This window comes from Mycobacterium sp. P7213 (assembly GCF_900604305.1).
Classification (GTDB): domain Bacteria; phylum Actinomycetota; class Actinomycetes; order Mycobacteriales; family Mycobacteriaceae; genus Mycobacterium.
Genome location: NZ_UWOA01000026.1, coordinates 46,408 through 67,771 on the forward strand (window position 1 = coordinate 46,408; position 21,364 = coordinate 67,771).

Below are 21,364 nucleotides of genomic sequence, written 5' to 3' on the forward strand. Positions count from 1 at the left end.
AAAGAGAATCGAGGGATAACTCCCAGTATTAGTAGTAAGTCCTGTGGATGCTGGGCACAACGTGGCATCGTCGCTGCTGAGCGGGGGCACGGGGCTGGGGAAGAGCAGTGCATGACACGCCCGGACCGGCCGGCGCGGCTGTGTATGAAGCAGGTGGTGTGGATCGACTGACGATTCGCCACCGGATCGTGGACAGGTTGTCCGCAGCGGTATCCACAGGGTCCAGCCGTGACGGGTGGTACGAGTGGGTCCAAAGTTTTTTGCAAGAAGGACGGACTTCCGAGCCGGGAATCAGCGCTTGGCGCGCTGCCGGATCCGGGTGGTGAGCTCTTTGACTTGATCGAAGACCTCGCGACGTTCGGCCATCTCGCCGCGGATCTTGCGCTCGGCATACATCACCGTGGTGTGGTCGCGACCGAATGCCTGGCCGATCTTGGGCAGCGACAGGTCGGTCAGCTCCCGGCACAGATACATGGCGATCTGGCGGGACTGCGCCAGCGGCCGTGTCTTGCCGGGCCCGCGTAGTTCCTCGACGGAGGTGTCGAAGTATTCGGCGATGACCGCCATGATGATCGCGGCGCTGATCTGCATAGTGCTGGCGTCGGCGATCAGGTCACGCAGCACGATCTCGGCCAACGCCCGGTCGATCGGGGTCTTGTTGAGCGAGGCGAATGCGGTTACGCGGATGAGCGCGCCCTCGAGTTCGCGGATGTTGCGTTCGATGCTGGTGGCGATGAGCTCCAGCACATCGGCCGGCACATCGAGGCGTTCCATCTGCGCCTTCTTGCGCAGAATGGCGATCCTGGTCTCTAGATCCGGCGGCTGAACATCGGTGATCAAGCCCCACTCGAAACGAGTTCGAAGCCGATCCTCAAGGGTGGCAAGCTGTTTCGGCGACCGATCGGAAGTGATCACGATCTGCTTGTTGGCGTTGTGCAGCGTGTTGAAGGTATGGAAGAACTCTTCCTGGATACCTTCCTTACCCTCGATGAACTGGATGTCATCGACCAGTAGCACATCGATGTCGCGATAGCTCCGCTTGAACGCCACCTTGCGGTCGTCGCGAAGAGAGTTGATGAAGTCGTTGGTGAACTCTTCAGTGGAGACGTACTTGACGCGCATCCCGGGGAAGAGCCGCTGGGTGTAGTTGCCGGCCGCATGCAGCAGGTGGGTCTTACCCAGACCGGACTCACCCCAGATAAAGAGCGGGTTGTAAGCGCGAGCCGGTGCTTCGGCGATGGCCAGTGCGGCGGCGTGGGCGAACCGGTTGGAGGTGCCGATGACGAAGGTGTCAAAGGTGTAGCGCCGGTTGAGGCTTGCACCGTCGGCGGTCGGCGAGTCCTCACTGGGCCGCTCGGTGAAGTAGTTGGGCCAGTCGTATTCGACGTCGGTGGTCTCGTCGTCTTCGTCCTCGACGCGCACCTCTACACCGGGGTCGGTGCTGGAAGTGGTGGGCGGGTCTTCAGCGACCTGCGGTGAGATCCGAACACCGAGTTCGATGGCGTGGCCGAGGCGCCGGCTGAGTGCATCGGTGATCTGGGTCCGCAGATGCCGTTCGATCTCGTTCTGGACGAAACTGCTCGGGACCGCCAAGAGCGCGAAGCCCTCGACGATGGCCAGCGGGTGGACTAGCTTGAGCCAGGCCTTCTGCTGGGGAGTCAGGGCTGGCGCGTCGCCGTTGGCTCCCGCGGATTCGCCGTTGAGTTCGGCGACTACCTCGTCCCAGAGACCGAGGAACGCAGTGCCGGGGTCCTCATTCACAGCCCCATCCCCCTGGTTCGACGCCGTCCGGCCTGGCACCGCAGCGCACGCGTGCCGTCAGGGGACATGCTATCCACACACTTATCCACAGATGTGGATGAGGTGCGCATTCCACGATGAGGCCCTCCGGGCCGGGTGCTCAGCAACGGATACTCCAGACAAAAGACGCCATATCTGAAGCGCCAGCCGCTTCGTGATCTTCGGTTCGTGGTCGAGAAACCGCTCCGGTTCCGAAACGGCGCTGGCAAGGAAGCTAACAGGTTTCTGCCTAGACGACTACTCATTTCAGCGAGATGAAGCGAATGAAAACGAAGGTCGTTAGCGGGACCGATACGGGTGTGAACAGTGTGAATAGTGGGTCGATTTCGTAGGCCGATGGGTAGCGTGCAGTGCGGCAACTACACCGGGGTTTGACCCGGCGAACGTGCATCAGTACCCTCGAACAGTCGCCCGAACGTTGGCGATACGGCTGCGACCGGCCTAAAGGCCGGAGCCCGCGCCGGTTACGAGCAAGACAGCAAGACGCAGAAGTTCACCGAGCTTACCGAGTGCGTCGCGTGCGACAGGCACAACGGGCTTCCGGTGTGTCGGGCTTATGCGACGCAAGATGCAATAAGGAGAGTGTGCCGTGGCCAAGGGCAAGCGGACCTTCCAGCCCAACAACCGTCGTCGGGCCCGCGTGCACGGGTTCCGGCTGCGGATGCGTACCCGTGCCGGCCGTGCCATCGTCACCGCCCGGCGCAGCAAGGGCCGACGCTCGCTGACCGCCTGAGCACAGGCAGCTCGGCGGTGCTCCCGGCTCAATACCGGATGAGACGATCGGCCGACTTCGGTGCAACGGTCAAGCATGGCCGAAGGGCGGTGCAGCCGGACGTCATCGTGTACAGCCGGCTCATAGGCGACCAACGGACGGACTCGTCCGAAGGGTCGGCGCCCGACGGCGCGACGAGAACTCCGCCGCGGGTAGGTCTGATCATTGCCAAGTCGGTCGGTACTGCTGTCGACCGACATCGGGTGGCTCGGCGACTGCGCCATGTGGCCCGCGGCGTGTTGGCCGACCTGGAACCGCGAGAGCAACTCGTGATCCGGGCGCTGCCCGGGAGCAATGGCGCGAGCTCGGACCAACTCGGCGCTCAGTTGCGGACAGGACTGCGGTCGATCCGCCGGGGTGCGGGGGCGGTGCGCTGATGCACGCGGTCGCGGTAGCACCGGTACGCGGGTTGATCTTTCTCATCGAGCTCTACCGGAACATGATCTCGCCACTGCGTCTGCCCAGCTGCCGCTTCATGCCGACCTGTAGCCAGTACGCGGTTGAGGCACTGACGGAGTACGGGTTGATCCGGGGCAGCTGGTTGGCGGCGCTACGGCTGGCCAAGTGCGGACCGTGGCATCAAGGCGGATGGGACCCGATTCCCGAACGGTCCCAGGGGGCTGCTGACTGCGGCTGCCCGTCCGAGAACAACTCGGGCAATCGAGCGGAGGGTGAATACCGTGTCCTTTGATCCGGGCAGCCTGGACTACGTGTACTACCCGGTGTCGGGCATTATGTGGTTGTGGTACAAGGCTTTTGGCCTCCTCCTGGGACCCGCGAGCTTCTTCACCTGGGCGCTGTCGGTGGTGTTCCTGGTGTTCACCCTGCGGGCGCTGCTGTACAAGCCGTTCGTTAAGCAGATCCGGACCACCCGGCAGATGCAGGAGCTGCAGCCGCAGATCAAGGCGCTGCAGAAGAAGTACGGCAAGGACCGCCAGAAGATGGCGCTGGAGATGCAGAAGCTCCAGCGGGAACACGGCTTCAACCCGATCCTGGGGTGTTTGCCGATGCTCGCGCAGGTTCCCGTCTTCCTGGGGCTGTTCCACGTGCTTCGGTCGTTCAACCGGACCAGTACCGGGATCGGTCAGCTTGGCCTGTCGCCCGATCTGAACCGGCAGCTGGGCAACTACTTCTTCAGCGCGGCCGACGTCGGAAACTTCCTGGACGCGAATCTGTTCGGTGCCCCGCTGGGCGCGACCATGATCCAACGCACCGGGCTGGACGCCTTCACCGAGTTCAACCGGCTGTCGGTGATCGTGGTCGGCGTGCCGATTATGATCGCGGCCGGTATCGCGACGTACTTCAACAGCCGGGCGTCGGTCGCGCGGCAGAGCCCTGAGGCCGCCGCCAACCCGCAGACCGCGATGATGAACAAGCTGGCGCTCTATGTCTTCCCGCTGGGCGTGGTGGTCGGTGGGCCGTTCCTGCCGCTGGCGATCATCTTGTACTGGTTCTCCAACAACATCTGGACCTTCGGCCAGCAGCACTACGTGTTTGGGCTGATCGCCAAGGAGGAAGAGGACAAGAAGGAAGAGGCGCTGCGGCGCCGCGCGGCCAATGCGCCAGCCCCCGGGGTTAAGCCCAAGCGGGGTAGCCGAGCGGTCGCAACCGATGCAGCCGGGGATTCCGATGACCCCGCCGAGGAGCCGGGCGCGATCGAGGCGGAGGCCGGTGAGGCCGGGAACCCTGAGGCCGCCAAGCGGAGCCCGAATCGGCCGGCTGCCCGCGGCGGCCGGCCGGGGGCCGGGGCGAAGCCGAAGAAACGTAAGCGGTGACGTAAACCGCGACAAGCCAACCGGTGCGCGAGCCGCCGGGCACGGAGGGAGACGACATGACCGACACGACTGACATGAACGACGCCGGGACCACGGAGCGCGAGTCCGTGGCCTCCGAGGGCGAGGCCCAGGAGGGCCAAGCCGCCCCCACGGTGGACCTGGAAGACCGACTGGTTGCCGAAGGCGAGATCGCCGGCGACTACTTGGAGGAGTTGCTCGACCTGCTGGACTTCGACGGCGACATCGACCTCGATGTCGAGGGCCGCCGCGCGGTGGTGAGCATCGACGGCGGCACGGACCTGTCCAAGCTGGTCGGCCGCAAGGGCGAAGTGCTCGATGCGCTGCAGGAGCTGACCCGTTTGGCGGTGCACCAGAAGACAGGCGAACGCAGCCGGTTGATGCTCGACATCGCCGGGTGGCGCCGTCGGCGGCGCGACGACTTGACCGCGCTGGGCGACGAGGTGGCCCGGCGGGTGCTGGAAAGCGGTGCCGACGAGGAACTGGCCCCGATGAGCCCGTTCGAACGTAAGATCGTCCACGATGCGGTGGCCGCCGTCGCCGGTGTGCACAGTGAGAGCCAGGGCGTCGAGCCGTCACGCCGCGTAGTGGTACGGCGGGACTGACCAAGACTCAGCGGGGGGAATCACAACAGTGTGATTCCCCGCCACGGTCCGTTCCCGGGAAGCCGGAGGAATGTTTCACGTGAAACATGTCGAGGGAGCACCGGCACCCGAGCCACCCCCGGAGGCGACGGAAGTATTCGGCGACCGCCTTCCCATGGCTCGCTGCTACGCGGCCTTGTTGGCCGGACCCGGTGTAGAGCGTGGCCTGATCGGCCCCCGAGAAGTCGAACGGCTCTGGGAGCGGCACCTGCTCAACTGTGCTGCAGTCGCCGAACTGCTGGAGCCCGGGGAGCGGGTGGCGGACATCGGTAGTGGGGCCGGCCTGCCGGGAATGCCCCTGGCGATCGTCCGCCCGGATGTATCGATGATCCTCGTGGAGCCACTGCTGCGCCGCAGCGAGTTCCTGCATGAGGCGGTCGCGGAACTGGGCCTCGCGGGGGTGGAGGTGGTGCGTGGCCGTGCCGAAGATGCTGTCGTGCGGGACACGGCCGGCGGCTGCGATGCCGTCACGTCGCGTGCCGTGGCAAGCCTGGACAAGATCGGCCGGTGGAGCCTGCCGCTGCTACGAACGGGCGGCCGGATGCTGGCGATGAAGGGGGAGCGGGCGCAGGCCGAGGTTGATGAGCATCGCGCTGTGATGGCCAGACTAGGCGCCAACGAGGTAAGGGTGGTGAGATGTGGCGTGGACTATTTGACCCCGCCCGCGACCGTGGTGCTGGCGCTGCGGGGAGACCCCGCGGTGAAGCGCGCACGCGCTCGGGCGGCGAGCAGCACGGCACGACGGTCGAGCAGGAGGCAGGCATGAGTAGAGCAGTCCCCCCGGGCGTTACGCCACGGTCGTCGGCCGCGAAGTCCGCAGCGTCCGCTGCGGCTGTTTCACGTGAAACATCGTCGGGCTCGGTTTCACGTGAAACATCGTCGGACTTTGTCGACACCCCGATCGGAGCGGCGGCCGAGCGCGCAATGCAAGTGCTGCACACCAACAACCGGTTGCCCCGCCCCACCCGCCGCCGCGTCTTCACCGTGGCCAATCAGAAGGGCGGCGTCGGCAAGACCACCACCGCGGTCAACCTCGCCGCCGCCCTCGCGGTGCAGGGCATCAAGACCCTGGTGATCGATCTCGATCCGCAGGGCAACGCGAGCACCGCCTTAGGTATCGCCGACCGCAAATCGGGCACCCCGTCGTCGTACGAAGTGTTGATCGGGGCGATCCCGGTGACCGAAGCGCTACAGCAGAGCCCGCACAACGAACGGCTGTACTGCATTCCCGCCACCATCGATCTGGCCGGCGCCGAGATCGAATTGGTGAGCATGGTGGCGCGGGAGAACCGGCTGCGTAATGCGCTGGCAGACTTGGACGACTTCGACTTCGACTACGTCTTCATCGACTGCCCGCCCTCACTCGGACTGCTGACGGTCAACGCGTTGGTTGCCGCACCGGAGGTGCTGATTCCGATCCAGTGCGAGTACTACGCCCTGGAGGGCGTGTCCCAGTTGATGCGCAACATCGAGATGGTCAAGGCGCACCTCAACCCGCGGCTGGAGGTCACCACGGTGCTGCTGACGATGTATGACGGGCGCACCAAGCTGGCCGATCAAGTCGCCGACGAGGTCCGGCGCTACTTCGGTGACCGGGTACTGCGGACGGTGATCCCGCGCAGCGTCAAGGTGTCGGAGGCGCCTGGCTACAGCATGACGATCATCGACTACGACCCAGGTTCGCGCGGGGCGATGAGCTACCTCGATGCCAGCCGGGAGCTCGTCGAGCGAGACCTGGCCGACGGTGGGGGACAGCAGTGACCGCCGATGTACGACGACCCGGAGAAGAACAGGAGCGCCCCAGATGACCGGACCGTCGCGTAAGAAGGGCGGCTTGGGCCGCGGCCTGGCCTCGCTGATCCCGACGGGACCCGGCGAGGGGAACGAGGGCCCGGGTGACCGTCGTGCCGGCTTGGGCCCGCGCATGGGGGATGCCGCTGCGGATGTCGTTCTCGGTGGCGGTAGCAGCGCGGCCGCCCCTGCGCCCACCGCCGACGTGGGCGCGGTGTACCGGGAGATCAGGCCGGCCGACATCGATCCCAACCCGCGCCAGCCCCGGCAGGTTTTCGACGACGAGGCGCTGGCCGAGCTGGTGCACTCGATCCGGGAGTTCGGGCTCATGCAGCCCATCGTGGTGCGTGCCGTACCCGGTTCGTCGCGATACCAGTTGGTCATGGGGGAGCGGCGTTGGCGGGCTTCCCAGCAGGCCGGCCTGGAGACCATCCCGGCGATCGTGCGGGAGACCGAGGACGACAACCTGTTGCGCGATGCGCTGCTGGAGAACATCCACCGGGTACAGCTGAACCCGTTGGAAGAGGCGGCCGCCTACCAGCAACTGCTGGACGAGTTCGGGGTGACCCACGACGAACTGGCCACCCGCATCGGTCGCTCTCGTCCATTGGTGACCAACATGATCCGGTTGCTGCGCCTGCCGATTGCCGTGCAGCGCAGGGTCGCCGCCGGCGTGTTATCGGCCGGCCATGCCCGTGCCCTGCTGTCGCTGGCGGCCGGATCGGAGGCCCAGGAGGAGCTGGCGGCGCGGATCGTGGCCGAGGGACTGTCGGTGCGAGCCACCGAGGAAGCGGTCACCCTGGCCAACCGAGGGGGCACCCCGACACCGGTCGCGCCGCGGCGTAAGCCGATCCAGATGCCCGGTCTGCAGGACGTCGCAGAGCGGTTGTCGACCACCTTCGACACCCGCGTGACGGTCAGTCTCGGCAAGCGCAAAGGCAAGATCGTGGTCGAGTTCGGCTCTGTCGACGATTTGCAGCGCATCGTCGCGATGATGGACTCGACAACCTCCTGAGGCGTTGTTCGCCCAGGTCCAGGGCCACACGGCCGTTACGTCACTGTGACGGTACGGTGACCCGGCCCCGGCGGGGGTGCTGAAACATGTTGATTAACAGCAGCTTTCATTTTTCGGAGGAACCGACCCACCGAATGGCACCGAGGGTGGCATCCGGCGCCTCGACCCTCCTATTCTTAAGGGGCCGTCGTCGGCGGCAGCACGGGTTGAGACCGGGAGTCCAGTGTCTGTCCGAATCGCACCCCTGAAGCTCGAGGGCTTCGAGCAGCTTCCCAAGCACGCGCGCCGCTGTGTCTTCTGGGAGGTCGATCCAGCCACCCTCGGCGGCGACGATCACCTCTCGGACCCGGAGTTCGAAAAGGAAGCTTGGCTGTCGATGGTGATGCTGGAGTGGGGGACCTGCGGCCAGGTCGCCACCCCGTCGGCCGCCGCGCGAGGAGTCGGGGATCCACAGTGCCTCGGCTATGTGCTCTACGCACCCCCGCGAGCCGTGCCGCGGGCCCACCGGTTTCCCACCGGGCCGGTCTCGGCCGACGCTGTGCTGCTGACTTCGATCGGGGTCGATCCGGCTCCGATGGCCGACGGTCTGCCACGGGAACTGATCTCGCGGGTAGTCGAAGAACTGATGCGGCGCGGCGTACGCGCGCTCGAGGCCTTCGGCCGCACGACTGCGGTCTCCGAACTACTCGATCTCGGCACCGTCCCGCCTGACGTCGCACCGGTGTTGGAGGCGGTCGGCGACTGCTCGGTCGAGCATTGCATCATCGCCGCAGATTTCCTGACCGACGTCGGGTTCACCGTGGTGGCGCCGCACCAGTATTTCCCGCGGCTGCGCCTGGAACTCGACAAGGGCCTGGGGTGGAAGGCAGAGGTGGAGGCCGCACTAGAGCGCCTGCTGGAGAGCTCGCGGTTGGAGCAACCGATAGGGGTGGGCGCCCCCGCGGTGTCCGGCTCTGCGATTGCGTCCCAGCGGCGTCTCTCCTGCGTCGAGTCTTGCTGAACCGCCGGCGGTCAGGAGCCGCCGAGATGGCCGGTTCGCTCGACCGAAAGCTCGTGGGCCAGCAGTTCGGCGAACGTGAAGGTCCCGGTGGGCCGGTCGTTCTTGCCGAGCAGATAGAGCCGTTTGACCGCGGCGAGCATTCCTTCGGCGATGGCGTCGCGATTGGCGGGAGAGGCCAGCATCCCGCGATCACGCCGGCTGGTGATGTAGCCGACGTCGACCTCGACGGTGGGCATGCGGGTCAGCCGCAGCAGATCCCAGGTTCGGCCGTGCGCCCGACAGTCCTGTAATCCGGTGCGCGCCACTATCTCTCGCTGAATAAAGTCGGCAAGGTTGCGGCCGATGGTGGACACCGAGCCATGCGAGTTGCCGAAGTGGAAGGACGCCACGCCGTTGGCTGCCGGGCTGACGTGGGTGGCACAGCGCAGACTGATCATCAGGTCGGCGCCCACGGCGTTTGCGGTCGCGGCGCGCTCGGCGTCCGACGGGCTGCGACCGCTGGGACGGGACAGGAAAGTGTCCATCCCGATGGCCGTCATCCGGCCTTCCAAACGACTTGCCAAGTCCCACAAGATGTCTGCTTCGCTGATCGGTCCCGACGGAGTCTGGAGGATCAGGCCGTGGTCGCGGCCCCCGCGGCCCGGGTCGATGACGATCCGCTTGCCGGAGAGGCGGGGKCCCGAGCGCCGTACCAGTTCCTCCTCGCGGATCGCGTGCGGCGAACCGCCGGTCACCCGTGAGGCCAGGAAGTTCAAGGAGCGCAACGTTTCCGGCCCGCAGATACCATCGGCGTACAAACCGTACTCACGCTGATAGGACGCCAACGCGTTGTGCGTCTGGATGCCGAAGTAGCCGTCGACCAGACCGGTGTAGAAACCCAGATCCTGCAGGCGCGCCTGCAGGGTGGCGACGTCGTCGCCGTACATCGGCGCCCCGAACTGGTGGTTGAGAATACGGGCGCCCAGTCGGTAGGAGGCCTCCTTGAGCGCACGGTAGGTGGCCTCGCCGATCACGCCGTCGACGAGTAGGCCCCGCTGCTGCTGAAAGGCCCGCACCGCCTGGTCCAAGTCCTCGTCGAAGACGTCCAGGGCGACGTGTTTGCCAGTGCTCAGATCCGCGTCTGGGCTGTCCACCAGCCCCAGCGCAGCCAGCGCTGCCCGGATCTCCACCACGGCACCACTGCGGTCGCCACGACGCAGGCCCTGCTCGGTGCCGCGATGCCGACCCGACATTACTGAGCCCCTCCGGTTGTCGCTGTTGGCAGTGGAACCGTGCTGGTGGTTGCCAGCAGATTAGCCAGAATTGTCTCAGATCCCCGGCCAATTTTCGAAAACGGCGAGGCAATAAAAGGCACCTGAGAGCCGAGGCTCACAAGCGCGTCGGACAGTGCCCGGAATCGCTAGGTCGCGTCTGCGAGCTCCCGCAACAGCGCCGCTTTGCCCTTGGCGCCGACGATCCGCTTCACCGGCTGGCCGTCCTTGAACAGGATCAAGGTGGGGATCGACACCACGTTGAAGTCCCGGGCGGTGTCCGGGTTGGCATCCACGTCGAGCTTGGCGACGGTGAGCTGGTCAGCCTGCTCGGCGGCGATCTCCTCGAGGACCGGGGCCACCATCCTGCAGGGGCCGCACCAGGTCGCCCAGAAGTCCACCAGCACGGGCTTGCTGCTGGCCAATACGTCGGCGGCGAAGGTGGCGTCGGAGACGTTCACGGTGGCGTGCTCGGTCATCGGGGTGCTCCCATCAGGGTTTGGGTACCGGTGTCGTGGGCTTCGGCGGTATCGGCCGCTTCTTCGGATTCTGCCAGCCAGCGTTCGGCGTCGATGGCGGCCGCGCAGCCGGTTCCGGCCGCGGTGATCGCCTGCCGGTAGGTGCGGTCCACCAGGTCGCCGGCGGCGAACACCCCCTCCAAGGAAGTGCGTGACCCCGGTTGCTGGACCAGCACGTAGCCGTCCGGGTCCAGGTCGACGGCGCCACGCACCAGCGCCGAGCGGGGGTCGTGGCCGATCGCGACGAACACGCCGGTCACCGGCAGGGTGGTTTCCGTGCCGGTCTCGGTGTCGCGCACCCGCAGCCCGGTCACGGTCGTCTCACCCTCCACGGCCACCGGCACGCTGTTGGTGAGGAACCGGATCTTGTCGTTCTCGCGGGCCCGGTTGAGCATGATCTTCGAGGCGCGGAACTCTTCGCGGCGGTGTACCAGGGTCACGCTGCGGGCGAAGCGGGTCAAGAAGGTGGCCTCCTCCATCGCGGAGTCGCCGCCGCCGATCACCGCGATGTCCTGGTCGCGGAAGAAGAATCCGTCGCAGGTGGCACACGAGCTCACCCCGCGGCCGAGCAGTTCCTGCTCACCGGGGATGTTCAGGTAGCGGGCGGCAGCACCCATGGCCAAGATGACCGCACGGGCCCGGTGCGTCTCGCCGTCGGCGGTGACGACGGTCTTGACCGGCCCGTCCAGCTCCACCGATTCGATGTCCTCCATGCGCAGGTCAGCGCCGAAGCGCAGCGCCTGCTCGCGCATCTCGTCCATCAGCTCAGGGCCCATGATGCCGTTGCGGAAGCCGGGGAAGTTCTCCACCTCGGTGGTGGTCATCAGCGCGCCGCCGAAGGCGGTCCCCTCGAAGACCAGCGGGGCCAGTTGTGCCCGGGCGGCGTAGATCGCGGCGGTGTACCCGGCCGGGCCGGAACCGATGATGATCACATCGTGGGTGGATGGTGTCTCAGACATCGAGGGCCTTTCCGCGCGGGAGATCTGGTTACTGGGCTAGCAACGTCAGCGTAGGCGGCGATGTTCCCCGATTCGCTACGGCCGGGTCCGGCCGGCGGCTAGGGGCGCCGCACAGTGGTGTCGGCCAGCAGCCCGGTGTCGGCGGAACTGCAGTGCGGAGCCACCGCCAACGCGATGATCGTGCCCTCTGGCGTGCCCGGCAGCAGCAGCACCACGCCGCGGTGACCGTTGATGGTGACCTCGCGGGCGCCGAGCACCTGTGTCGAGGCGGGGTAACCCAGTCCGGCCAGGCAGCCGGTCCGGCGGGCCGGATCGGTCAGCGGGCCGTAATCGGGGCGACGGTCCAAGAGCTCGAGGATCTCCGGCTCGGTCAGCGGCAGCACCGCGGTGGGAGCGGAAGCCACCGTTATGGCGTCCAGGGAGCGCGGGCCGCTGGGGGTGTCGCCGGGGAACCGGATCAGCGCGGCGGTACCGACCCCGATAGCGATCAACGCGGCGGCGCCTCCGGCCCAGGCGGCGATCCGGCGCAACGGGGGCAGGGGACGGCTCGAGTGCGCCGGTGGCCTGGTGCGGGCCCGGGACTGTGCGCCGCCTTCATCGCTTGGCATGCTGCCGCTTCCGCTCGCTCTGGTGTCGTCACGCGCAGTCGTCGATCCGACCTGGAAACCCGCCCTTCGGCGCCAAGGCTATCCGGCCGCCGGCCGGCGCACCCGCAGCGCCGGGCGTCCGGTGGTCGGCTGGTCTGAGCAGGACGGCCAGCCGAGCGCGACCGCGGGCGCAGCGACTCTTGACGGTGCCCGGTGCCACGCCGAAGGCGTGGGCGGCATCAGCGACCGAATAGCCCTGCATGTCGACGGCGACCACCGCAGCCCGTTGGTCGGCGGGCAACCGGGACAACGCGGCGCGCACTTCCAGCGCCGTCTCTACCGCGGCGGTGTGATCATCGACAACGGCGTGCGTGACGTGCAGTTCGGTGTAGGAGATCTTGTTGCGGCGCAGGCGATCCAAGCAGGCATTGAGTACGATCCGGTGCAGCCAGCTGCCGACCGCGGCGTTGTAACGAAACGATCCCGCCGCCCGATGCGCCGACAACATCGCCTCCTGCAGCGCGTCCTCGGCGTCTTCCGGACACCCGGTGGTGAGCCGGGCCAACCGGTGTAGCCGGCGGTGGTGGCGGCCGTAGAGCTCGCCGAAGGCGAAGCGGTCACCGGCGACGTGCGCGGCCAACAGCTCGGCGTCGCTGCGGTCCGGGTGCCCCATGGGCGGACAGTAACCAGCGGCGGCCCCGTGGGCACTTCACCCGACCGAGCTGTGCACAGGCCCGCTGCGCCGGCACGGCGACCCGCCTAGGAAGCCGCCTGCACGGTGATCTCGGAGATCTGGGTGCGGCTCTCGCCCGCGGTGTTGCCCATCGTGGAGATCCACACCAGCAGGTTCGAAGTCGGAGCCGCCGAGTCGGCGCTGATCTTGTTCGAACCGGGCTGAAGCGACTTCGCCGGGGCCAGCAAGGTGGTGTCTTCGAGCCGCGACGGCTTCGGCGTCGAAGAAGAGCGCAGCTCCACCCGAGTGCCGGTGCTGGACACGTTGAGGGTGACGGTGCCGATCACCGTGGGCTTGGGCAGTTGCAGCATCAGCCCGACGCCGTTCTTGAAGTTCGGGAACGGCACCGGATCGGAGTAGGTGTCCGTCGACCAGGCGGTGGCCGGATTGCCGTCGATAGCCAGGCCGGCGTCCTGCGGCCGGTCCGCCTCGCCCCCGGGCGAGAAGACCGTCGCCTGGACCGGCTTCACGATGCCGCTGGGTCCGGTGGTGCCCGGCTGCGACGACGCCGAAGGACTGCTCAACCCCAGCTCGGTCTTGTCGAGCCCGTTGACGTCCCCGAAGATCCGGTTCAGCACCGAAGCCAGCACCAGCAGCGCGACCAAGATGACGGCCCCGCCGATGCCCAGGCCGATCAGCACCCGGCGGCGCCGCTCGGCCCGCGTCTCGTCGTCCGGTGGTGCCGGGGCCGGACGGGGCGCGGGCGCCTCGGCGCCGACCGTCCCCAACAGCTCGGTCTGCTCGTGCAGGGCCGTGGCCTGCTGCAGCAGGTTCGACAGCGTCGACGCGCCGCGGATCCCGCCGTCTGGCTGGATCGCGTGGCTGGCCGCCGCGGCGATCTGGAACGGGATGTCCGGGTTGATCGCGTCGGGTTTGACCGGGTTGCCGGCCTCGTCGCGGTCCGCGGGCTCCAGCCCCACGTCGGCCCCGGCATCGGCCAACGGCCACCGGTTGACCAGCAGCGCATACAAGGTGGCGCCGATCCCGCGGATGTCGTCCTCGGGCTTGGTATCCGGCAGCGTGGCGGGGAAGGCCAGGGTGACGTCGCCGTCGATGCTGACCCGGACCCGGGCCGGATGGTCGATCGATAGCGCCACGCCACTTTGGTGGGCGGACTCGGCCGCGGTGGCCAACGACCGGATCGCGCGGGCGGCACCGATCGGCGAGGGCGCGGTGCCGGCCACCTCCTGCAGCGAGGCGCCACGCACCCATTCAGAGACCACCAGGCCGCCCGCACCGACACGCACCACGTCGAGCACCCGGGCGATTCCGGGCAGGCTGATCTGGCTGAGCCGCTGGGTGCGCGACAGCACGCCGGTGAGCTGGTCATCGGCCAGGGTCTGGTTCGGATCGACGAACGTCAACGCGACTTGGCGGTCCAGTGCGGTGTCCAGCGCCTGCCAGAACTGCAGCACCGGGGTGCCGCCGTGGCGTACCAGCAGCCGGTAGCGGCCGCCGGCGATGCTCAGGCCGGGCGTCAGCAAGCTCTCATTGCCGGCCGACTCGGGGGCGTCGGTCGCCCGCGGAGACGGCTGCGGAGCAACGGTCCGCGACGCGGCGCGAGGCCCGGTGCCTTCGGAAGGAATGTTGGCCACCTCCGCGCCTTTCGGTGTCCAGCCACCGGTGATGTGCTCCGGCGGCGTGTGCGCGGCGGGATCGTTCGGGACGTCCCCGCCGTCTGTGGGCAAACGGTTGTGCTCAGCGTACGGGACGCTCGTATCGGGAGAAGGCGGGTTCGCCACGCCGATCGGGGCTTCTCCGGCACCGATTCTTCGACGCACCGCGGCCAGCGCGGCAACCGCCTCGGGCACCTCGGCGCGCACCATGACCGCCCCGATGATCGGCAGCATCACCAGCGTCATCACTAGCAGGCGCAGCATCGATCCCGCCGCACCGCGGTCGGTCAGCGTGCCCAGGCCCAGCACTCGATCCAGCACCTCGGCGACCAGCCCGGCCAGCAGCGACGCCGTCAACGTCACCAGCACGGTGCGGATCACGTCCGGCCCCACCAGCCCGCCTACCGGGCGCAGTGAGCGCCGCAGCAGCACGTGCCCGACGATCGCGCCAGCGAGAAAGCCCAAGCCGTTGGCCAGACCGAGGTAGGCCGCCACCAGATCGGGGTTGTCGGTCAGGTGCGGGGCTGCCAGCGACGCGACGATCTTGACCGCCGTGATCACCACGATGATGGCGATGGGCGTCCAAGGTTGTTCCCGGGCGTAGAACACCCGCAGCTGCAGCAGCACCAGGGCGTAGGGAATCAACGTGAAAGCCGACATCGCGACCGCAGCGCCGAGGAATCCCGCGTCGACGTTGCCGAAGTTGCCGTAGGCGAACAGCGCGCTGCCGATCGCCGGGCCGCCGAGGGTCATCAGTGCGACGATCGGAATGAGGGTGATCATCATCAGCCGGGTGGCCAGGGACAGATCGGCCAGCACCGCGGGGTCGTCGCCGGCGGCGGCGTTGCGGCTGAGCCGGGGCATCACCACGGTCAGCACCGTTACGCCGATCATGCCGAACGGCAGCTGCAGTAGCAGCCAGGTGTAGTAGTAGATCGCCGGGCCGGACGCGGCAGCGGTGCTGGCGATCTGATTGGTCACCACCAGGCCCACCTGGCTGATCAAGACGTAGAGCACCATCGCCGAGGCCATCGTGCCGAAACGCTTGAGCCGGTCATCGATTCCCCACAGCGGGCGCAGGCTGATCCGTTCCCGCCGGATCGCCACCAGCAGGACGGCGGTCTGGGCGACCACGCCGGCCGTGGTGCCCAGGCCCAGTACCAGCAGCTTGGGGTTGCCCATCCGCACCGGGTCGACCGACAGTTCCCCGGGCACCAGCAGGTAGGCCACCAGGGTGGCGATCGCGACGACGTTGTTGACCACCGGCGCCCAGGCCGGGGCCCCGAAGATGTTGCGGGTGTTCAGGATTGCCATGAACACCGAGGACAGCCCGTAGCAGATCACCTGGGGCAGCAGCAGATAGGCGAACGCGATGGTCAGCGGTTCGTTGACCTGCGGGTCGCCGCCCAACATCAACCGCACCAGCATCGGTGCCGCCGCCACCGAGATGACGGTGGTGGCCAGCAGCAGGGCGGTGGCCAGCGTGACCAGCCGACGTACGAACGCGGCACCGCCGTCGGCGTCGTCGCGTTCGGCGCGGGCCAGCACCGGCACGAAGATCGCGGTGAACGTCGCCTCCAGCACCAGGGCGGCGATCTGGTTCGGCAGCTGGTTGGCCACCGAGAAGGCGCTCGACAGGGCGGCCCCCAGGATCGCCGCCAAGAGCACCACCCGGATGAACCCGGTGATGCGGCTTACCAGGGTCGCCAACGCCATCCCCCAGGAGCGCGACACCACTGCGGCGTCGGTCAGCTCGGGGCGTGCGGGTTGCCGGGCCGGCGTGCTCACCGCTCTCCGCCCGGACTGGATGGGGGAGCGGGCAGGTCGGCGCGGTCGGGCTGGCCGCGGAAGCGGTGCCAGAGCCGGCGCCCGGTCAGCACCGTCAGTGCCGCCGCCGCGGTCATGGTGATCAAGAACAGCACCATGCCGTAGGCGTTGGAGTGCACCGACAAGCGGACGGGCTCACCCAGCGGCAGACCGTCCGGCGTCTGCAGCGCGGCGTCGACGACGAAGTGCTGGTTGACCCGCACCTCGACCGGGACCCGCAGCGGTAGGAACCCCGGCGGCAGCTCCAATTCCCCGACATCGGTCACCGTCATCCCCGGTGGGGCGTCGACGTGTAGCCGCACCCGGATCGGGACCGCCAGGTCGTTGCGCAGCGCCAGCGGCAGCGGGCTGTGCTCGGTGGCCAGCGTGTAGGAGTCGGCGGGGTTGACGATGGTGACCGCGCCGATCAGGTCGTTGACGGTGTCGCCGATGATCGCCAGGCGCTGCGTCGCCAGGCCGTTGCGGACATCGACCGGCTCGGACTGGGTCAGTGCGCGCAGCATGCCCTCGGCGAGCGGCGCGGTGTACTGGTCACCGGTCAGGCCGGTGCGGACGTCGGTGGTCAACGCCGCGGTCAGGCCCGTCAGCCGGCCGATGTCGTTGGCCACCGCGCCGATGACATCCGGGCTGAAGCCGCCCGCCGGTTGTTGGGTCGGCAGCGGATGCTCGGGCGGGACTGTCACGTCGCGCGCTTCGGCGAGCACCGCGGTCAGCGGCCGGGGCACGGCCAGCCCGGAGCGCAGCGCGGTGGCCAAGGTGGTCAACACGGCCTGCGCGTCGTCGGCGCGGGGCTTCCAGTACGCCGGCGGCATCAGGATCTCGTCGCGTGGCGCGCGGGGGCTCTCCGGGAATTCCAGTCCGCGCCACAGCATCGAGCCCAGGGCGTCCTGGCGACGGGCCAGCGCGGAGTCGTGGCGAAGCCGGACCGCCAGCGAGGTGTCCTGGTAGCTGGGTGCGACCGGATCGGTGCCCATCGCCGCCAGCGCGGCGCCGACGGCGGGGTCGTACGGCACCGACACCAACTGTGGGGACACTCGCCGCGGGGTGACGTCGGCGGTGGCCGAGGCGCCGGACGCCGAGTCCTGCGCCGCACAGTCACCGGCGGTGATCACGACCGTTGGGCCCTCTGAGCTTTGGGCACTGATCAGGTCCGCGGCGCCGGCCGTGAGCCGGCCATCGCCGAGCAGGACCGCACCACGGGTCGAACTCACCTCGAGGATGCGGTCGACGATGTCGGCGGGCTTGCGTACCGCGATCTCGTCGAGCCTCCCGTCGCCCACCCGCGCGAGCGCATCCAGGTCGGTCTGCGCGTAGGGGGTCGCGGTGACGCAGGTGTGGTGAGCCAGCCGCCGCAGCCGCTCCAGCCAGGTCCGGGCTGCGTCACGGCCGGTGCCCGGGTGCGAGGTAGCACTCTCGGGGGAGTCGGCGACGACGTAACCGTTGGTCATCGCGTTGACGGTGACCACCAGGTCGGGGTCGACGGCCAGGCACAGCGCCTGGTTGACCACCCCGTCGGCGTCGACTGCGGGGCTGGTGGCGAACTCGGCGGCCGACAGCAGCGCATCGAGGCGCCCGCCCGGGGCCAGCGATGTCGCCAGGTCGTCATCGGTGAGCCGAACCGGCAGGGTGCCGCCGGGTGCGCCGGGTGTCAGCCGGGGCCGATCGGCCAGCGGCCAGAACATGGTGAGTCGCACCGGTTGGGAGATGTCGGGTGCGACGGTGCCGGTCGACAGGTCGGCGTCCGGATCGGGTTTGGGCAGGCCGGTCACCGGCAGCAGGAACCGGGCGTCGTCCAGCCGGGTCGGCTCGCCGTAGTCGGGCGTGCCATTGACGTTGACCAGCACCGGATAGATGCCGGGGTGCTCAATGTTCAAGGCCGGCTGGCTCGCTGAGCGCAGAGGTGCCGCCAGCGTGAAGCGGGCTTCCTGCCCGCGTTGCAGCTCGGCGGCCACCGTGGCGAACGCGCCGACCGCGCGGTACTGGTCATTGGCGCCGCTGAGGTTGGTGCGCAGCCCGGCAGAGGAGGCGACCGCGCCGGCCTGCTCGAGGCGCACCATCACATCGCGCACCGGGCGGTCGCCCACATTGCTCACCGTGCCGGCGACGGTGACGAGCGGGACGCTGGAGGTGGTGACGACTTCCGGGGTGACGCGGTCGATGCGGATCTGTACGAACGGCGCCACATCGGGCTCCCCGGCGGGGGCATGCGGGGCGGCGCCGCCCAGTGCCGTGCCGAGAGTGATCAGGAGGGCGGTCACCACCGCCGGTAGGGCCGCCAACCGCCTCGGCGAGGGGCCCCCACCGCTTCGTCGCGTGCGGGTCACGGGTCCAGCCTGCGACCGTTCTTCGGGTCCGGCGAGTCCTCGCCCGCGCGAGTACGGCGGGCGCGAGAATGCGTCTGCTCGCGTCGCCAGGGTGCGGTCACCGGCAGGGGCGGCAGGGCGGCCGGGCCGTCGGCCTGCAACCGGTCGATCAACTCGTCGGCGACCTGCGCCAACCGGCGCTCGTCCGCGTACGCCAGGCGGGACGGCAGTTCCCGGATCGGCACCCACGCCACCTCGGCGACCTCGACGTCGTCGTCGCACAGCTCTCCACTGGAGAACCGCATCAGATAGTGGTGCACGGTCTTGTGCACCCGGCGACCGTCGGTCACGAACCAGTAGTCGATGCTGCCCAGCGCAGCCAGCACGCTGCCCTGCACGCCGGTTTCTTCGGCCACCTCGCGGATCGCGGTCTGCTCGGCGGTCTCGCCGACTTCGATATGTCCTTTGGGCAGTGACCACAGCATCCGGCCCCGCCGGTCGACCCGGCCGATCAGCGCCGCGACCTGCTCTTCGCGCGGGCCGTCGATGCCATCGACGACCAGCCCGCCAGCGGAGGTCTCGTGCACGGTGCGCAACCGGTCCGGCCCGTGCCGCGCGGTGCGGGGCCGGCGCTGGGCCGCACGACTCGGCGTCGCGCTCGGGCCGGGGCTGGCTTCGGTGGCCGGGGATTCGGCGTGGTTGATTTTCGGACCAGACGTGCGTCGACCACGACGCCGCCTGCGGCGCCGTCCCGAATTGGCTTCACCGCCGTCGGCCGACACCCATGCGATAGTAGCTGGCACGGTCGGGCGGATCTGCCTCCCTCGCCGGTGGCCCGCTTCGCCCGGCTTCGCCGTCCTCGCGACCACCGCTGTGCTGATGACGGTGGCCCGCTTCGCCCGGCTTCGCCGTCCTCGCGACCACCGCTGTGCTGATGACGGTGGCCCGCTTCGCCCGGCTTCGCCGTCCTCGCGACCACCGCTAAGCTCATCGAACGTGCCTGAAGCCCATGAAGACGCCGACCTGCTGACCACGGCGGCCGTCGCGCTGAACCGGCACGCCGAGTTGCTGCGCAGCCTCGGCGCGATGTTCGCCGAAGCCGGCCAGCAGATCTACCTGGTCGGCGGATCGGTCCGCGACGCGCTGTTGGGCCGGCCGAGCCCGGACCTGGACTTCACCACCGACGCGCGCCCCGAGCAGGTGCAGCGCATTCTGCGCGGACGCACCGAAGCGATATGGGACACCGGCATCGAGTTCGGCACGGTGGGCGCAACGCTGGCCGGGCAGCGCGTGGAGATCACCACCTTCCGGGCCGACAAGTATGACCAGGTGTCCCGCAATCCCGAAGTGCGCTTTGGGGATTCGCTCGAAGAGGATCTGGTGCGCCGAGACTTCACCGCCAACGCGATGGCGGTGCGCATCACCGCATCCGGGCCGGGGGAGTTCCTCGACCCGCTCGGCGGCCTGGCGGCGTTGCGGGCGGGTGTTCTGGACACACCGACCGCGCCGCAGAACTCCTTTGGTGACGACCCGCTGCGGATGTTGCGCGCCGCCCGGTTCGTGTCCCAGCTCGGCTTCACGGTGGCGCCGCGGGTGCGTGCCGCGATCGAGAACATGGCGCCAGAGCTCGCTCGTATCACCGCTGAACGGGTGGCCGCCGAATTGGACAAGCTGCTGGTAGGCGCCGACCCGGTGGCCGGCCTGGATCTGATGGTGGCCACCGGGATGGGCGATGTGGTGTTGCCCGAGGTGGGCGGCATGCGGATGGCGATCGACGAGCACCACCAACACAAGGATGTCTACCAGCATTCGCTGACCGTGCTGCGTCAGGCGATCGACCTGGAGGATGACGGCCCCGACCTGGTGCTGCGCTGGGCGGCCCTGCTGCACGACATCGGCAAGCCGGCCACCCGCCGGCACGAAACTGACGGAGGCGTCAGTTTTCACCACCACGAGGTGGTGGGCGCGAAGATGGCCCGGAAACGGATGCGCGCGCTGCGCTACTCCAAGCAGATGATCGACGACGTGTCGCAGCTGGTCTACCTGCACCTGCGGTTCCACGGTTACGGAGACGGCAAGTGGACCGACTCGGCGGTGCGGCGCTACGTCACCGACGCCGGACCGCTGCTGGCGCGGCTGCACAAGCTGGTCCGGGCGGACTGCACTACTCGCAACAAGCGGCGCGCTGCGCGCCTGCAGGCCAGCTACGACCAGCTCGAAGAGCGGATCGCAGCCCTGGCCGAGCAGGAAGACCTGCAGCGGGTGCGGCCGGACCTGGACGGCAACGAGATCATGGAGCTGCTCGACATCCCGGCGGGTCCGCAGGTGGGCCGCGCATGGAGCTATCTCAAGGAGCTGCGCCTGGAGCGCGGCCCGTTGACGCGCGAGGAGGCGACGGCCGAGTTGCTGTCGTGGTGGCAGACGCAGGGGAACCGATAGTCGGAGCACCGCGTCTGAGCAGGTATGGATTACTGCCTGGGCGATGGTGATGGGGCGGCCACGATGTGGACCGGCACCCCCGACTTGGATCTTGACGGGGACGGTCTGGCAGATGCCATCAGTCTCGACTTCGACGGCGACGGACTGCGTGACGACGCGCTGGTGGATCTCGACGGGGACGGAATAGCCGACCACCTGCTGCTCGACCTCGACGACGACGGCACCGCGGAGGCCGCCTTCATCGATGACGGCTCGGGCACCTGGGGGCACGGCACCATGGCGGGCTCAGCGGATCGATCGGGTGGGCTGCGTTGGGT

The 21,364-nt window shown here is 68.4% G+C and carries 19 protein-coding genes and 1 pseudogene; 11 read left to right on the forward strand and 9 right to left on the reverse strand.

Annotated elements, in window-relative coordinates:
- Nucleotides 1-291 precede the first annotated feature (291 nt).
- Nucleotides 292-1,761 (reverse strand): chromosomal replication initiator protein DnaA, encoded by a 1,470-nt coding sequence (dnaA, locus tag EJK91_RS11940; RefSeq protein WP_125079027.1) that lies wholly within the window; start codon nucleotides 1,759-1,761, stop codon nucleotides 292-294.
- 628 nt (nucleotides 1,762-2,389) lie between these two features.
- Between dnaA and rpmH the strand changes: the two genes are divergently transcribed.
- From rpmH to EJK91_RS11985, 9 genes are all read left to right on the forward strand, one after another.
- Nucleotides 2,390-2,533 carry a 50S ribosomal protein L34 gene (gene rpmH, locus EJK91_RS11945; RefSeq protein ID WP_024442093.1) on the forward strand — a complete coding sequence of 48 codons (144 nt, stop codon included), beginning with the start codon at nucleotides 2,390-2,392 and terminating at the stop codon, nucleotides 2,531-2,533.
- A gap of 17 nt (nucleotides 2,534-2,550) precedes the next feature.
- On the forward strand, nucleotides 2,551-2,949 hold the full coding sequence (gene rnpA, locus EJK91_RS11950) for a ribonuclease P protein component (RefSeq protein ID WP_125079028.1): 399 nt from the start codon (nucleotides 2,551-2,553) through the stop codon (nucleotides 2,947-2,949).
- A complete protein-coding gene (gene yidD, locus EJK91_RS11955) occupies nucleotides 2,949-3,263 on the forward strand; it encodes a membrane protein insertion efficiency factor YidD (protein WP_125079029.1) in 315 nt (104 codons plus the stop codon). The genes rnpA and yidD overlap by 1 nt, the downstream gene beginning before the upstream one ends.
- Nucleotides 3,264-3,306: 43 nt before the next feature.
- Nucleotides 3,307-4,347: a membrane protein insertase YidC gene (yidC, locus tag EJK91_RS11960; RefSeq protein ID WP_046300369.1), complete on the forward strand. Its 1,041-nt coding sequence runs from the start codon at nucleotides 3,307-3,309 to the stop codon at nucleotides 4,345-4,347.
- A gap of 56 nt (nucleotides 4,348-4,403) precedes the next feature.
- Nucleotides 4,404-4,970 (forward strand): R3H domain-containing nucleic acid-binding protein, encoded by a 567-nt coding sequence (locus EJK91_RS11965; protein ID WP_046300354.1) that lies wholly within the window; start codon nucleotides 4,404-4,406, stop codon nucleotides 4,968-4,970.
- Nucleotides 4,971-5,049: 79 nt separating this feature from the next.
- The gene (gene rsmG, locus EJK91_RS11970) at nucleotides 5,050-5,775 is read left to right on the forward strand and encodes a 16S rRNA (guanine(527)-N(7))-methyltransferase RsmG (protein WP_444850813.1); all 726 of its coding nucleotides are present in this window, start codon (nucleotides 5,050-5,052) and stop codon (nucleotides 5,773-5,775) included.
- Nucleotides 5,772-6,770 carry a ParA family protein gene (locus EJK91_RS11975; protein WP_081654529.1) on the forward strand — a complete coding sequence of 333 codons (999 nt, stop codon included), beginning with the start codon at nucleotides 5,772-5,774 and terminating at the stop codon, nucleotides 6,768-6,770. Before rsmG ends, EJK91_RS11975 begins: the two co-directional genes overlap by 4 nt.
- A gap of 43 nt (nucleotides 6,771-6,813) precedes the next feature.
- A complete protein-coding gene (locus EJK91_RS11980) occupies nucleotides 6,814-7,815 on the forward strand; it encodes a ParB/RepB/Spo0J family partition protein (protein WP_125079031.1) in 1,002 nt (333 codons plus the stop codon).
- 223 nt (nucleotides 7,816-8,038) lie between these two features.
- On the forward strand, nucleotides 8,039-8,815 hold the full coding sequence (locus tag EJK91_RS11985) for a hypothetical protein (RefSeq protein WP_024442085.1): 777 nt from the start codon (nucleotides 8,039-8,041) through the stop codon (nucleotides 8,813-8,815).
- 11 nt (nucleotides 8,816-8,826) lie between these two features.
- Here EJK91_RS11985 and EJK91_RS11990 read toward each other — a convergent pair whose 3' ends face one another.
- The 8 genes from EJK91_RS11990 to EJK91_RS12025 all read right to left on the reverse strand — a co-directional run bounded on the left by EJK91_RS11990 (nucleotide 8,827) and on the right by EJK91_RS12025 (nucleotide 19,390).
- Nucleotides 8,827-10,047, reverse strand: a complete 1,221-nt coding sequence (locus tag EJK91_RS11990; RefSeq protein WP_125079032.1) for an N-acetylmuramoyl-L-alanine amidase — start codon at nucleotides 10,045-10,047, stop codon at nucleotides 8,827-8,829.
- A gap of 167 nt (nucleotides 10,048-10,214) precedes the next feature.
- The gene (gene trxA / locus EJK91_RS11995) at nucleotides 10,215-10,544 is read right to left on the reverse strand and encodes a thioredoxin (protein WP_125079033.1); all 330 of its coding nucleotides are present in this window, start codon (nucleotides 10,542-10,544) and stop codon (nucleotides 10,215-10,217) included.
- Nucleotides 10,541-11,542 (reverse strand): thioredoxin-disulfide reductase, encoded by a 1,002-nt coding sequence (trxB, locus tag EJK91_RS12000; protein WP_024442082.1) that lies wholly within the window; start codon nucleotides 11,540-11,542, stop codon nucleotides 10,541-10,543. The genes trxA and trxB overlap by 4 nt, the downstream gene beginning before the upstream one ends.
- 98 nt (nucleotides 11,543-11,640) lie before the next feature.
- The gene (locus EJK91_RS12005; RefSeq protein WP_024442081.1) at nucleotides 11,641-12,150 is read right to left on the reverse strand and encodes a hypothetical protein; all 510 of its coding nucleotides are present in this window, start codon (nucleotides 12,148-12,150) and stop codon (nucleotides 11,641-11,643) included.
- Between the two features lie 28 nt (nucleotides 12,151-12,178).
- Complete coding sequence (gene sigM / locus EJK91_RS12010) at nucleotides 12,179-12,802, reverse strand: RNA polymerase sigma factor SigM (RefSeq protein ID WP_046300351.1); 624 nt, start codon at nucleotides 12,800-12,802, stop codon at nucleotides 12,179-12,181.
- An 86-nt stretch (nucleotides 12,803-12,888) separates the two neighbouring features.
- A complete protein-coding gene (gene murJ, locus EJK91_RS12015; protein WP_444850815.1) occupies nucleotides 12,889-16,287 on the reverse strand; it encodes a murein biosynthesis integral membrane protein MurJ in 3,399 nt (1,132 codons plus the stop codon).
- On the reverse strand, nucleotides 16,263-18,629 hold the full coding sequence (locus EJK91_RS12020; protein WP_444850814.1) for a hypothetical protein: 2,367 nt from the start codon (nucleotides 18,627-18,629) through the stop codon (nucleotides 16,263-16,265). Before EJK91_RS12020 ends, murJ begins: the two co-directional genes overlap by 25 nt.
- Nucleotides 18,626-19,390: an NUDIX hydrolase gene (locus EJK91_RS12025; RefSeq protein WP_206430413.1), complete on the reverse strand. Its 765-nt coding sequence runs from the start codon at nucleotides 19,388-19,390 to the stop codon at nucleotides 18,626-18,628. The genes EJK91_RS12020 and EJK91_RS12025 overlap by 4 nt, the downstream gene beginning before the upstream one ends.
- A gap of 214 nt (nucleotides 19,391-19,604) precedes the next feature.
- Here EJK91_RS12025 and EJK91_RS12030 point away from each other — a divergent pair, with 214 nt between their 5' ends.
- Nucleotides 19,605-21,047: a CCA tRNA nucleotidyltransferase gene (locus EJK91_RS12030; protein WP_125079034.1), complete on the forward strand. Its 1,443-nt coding sequence runs from the start codon at nucleotides 19,605-19,607 to the stop codon at nucleotides 21,045-21,047.
- A 24-nt stretch (nucleotides 21,048-21,071) separates the two neighbouring features.
- Nucleotides 21,072-21,364 (forward strand): annotated as a pseudogene (locus EJK91_RS12035) (pullulanase); the annotation flags it as partial.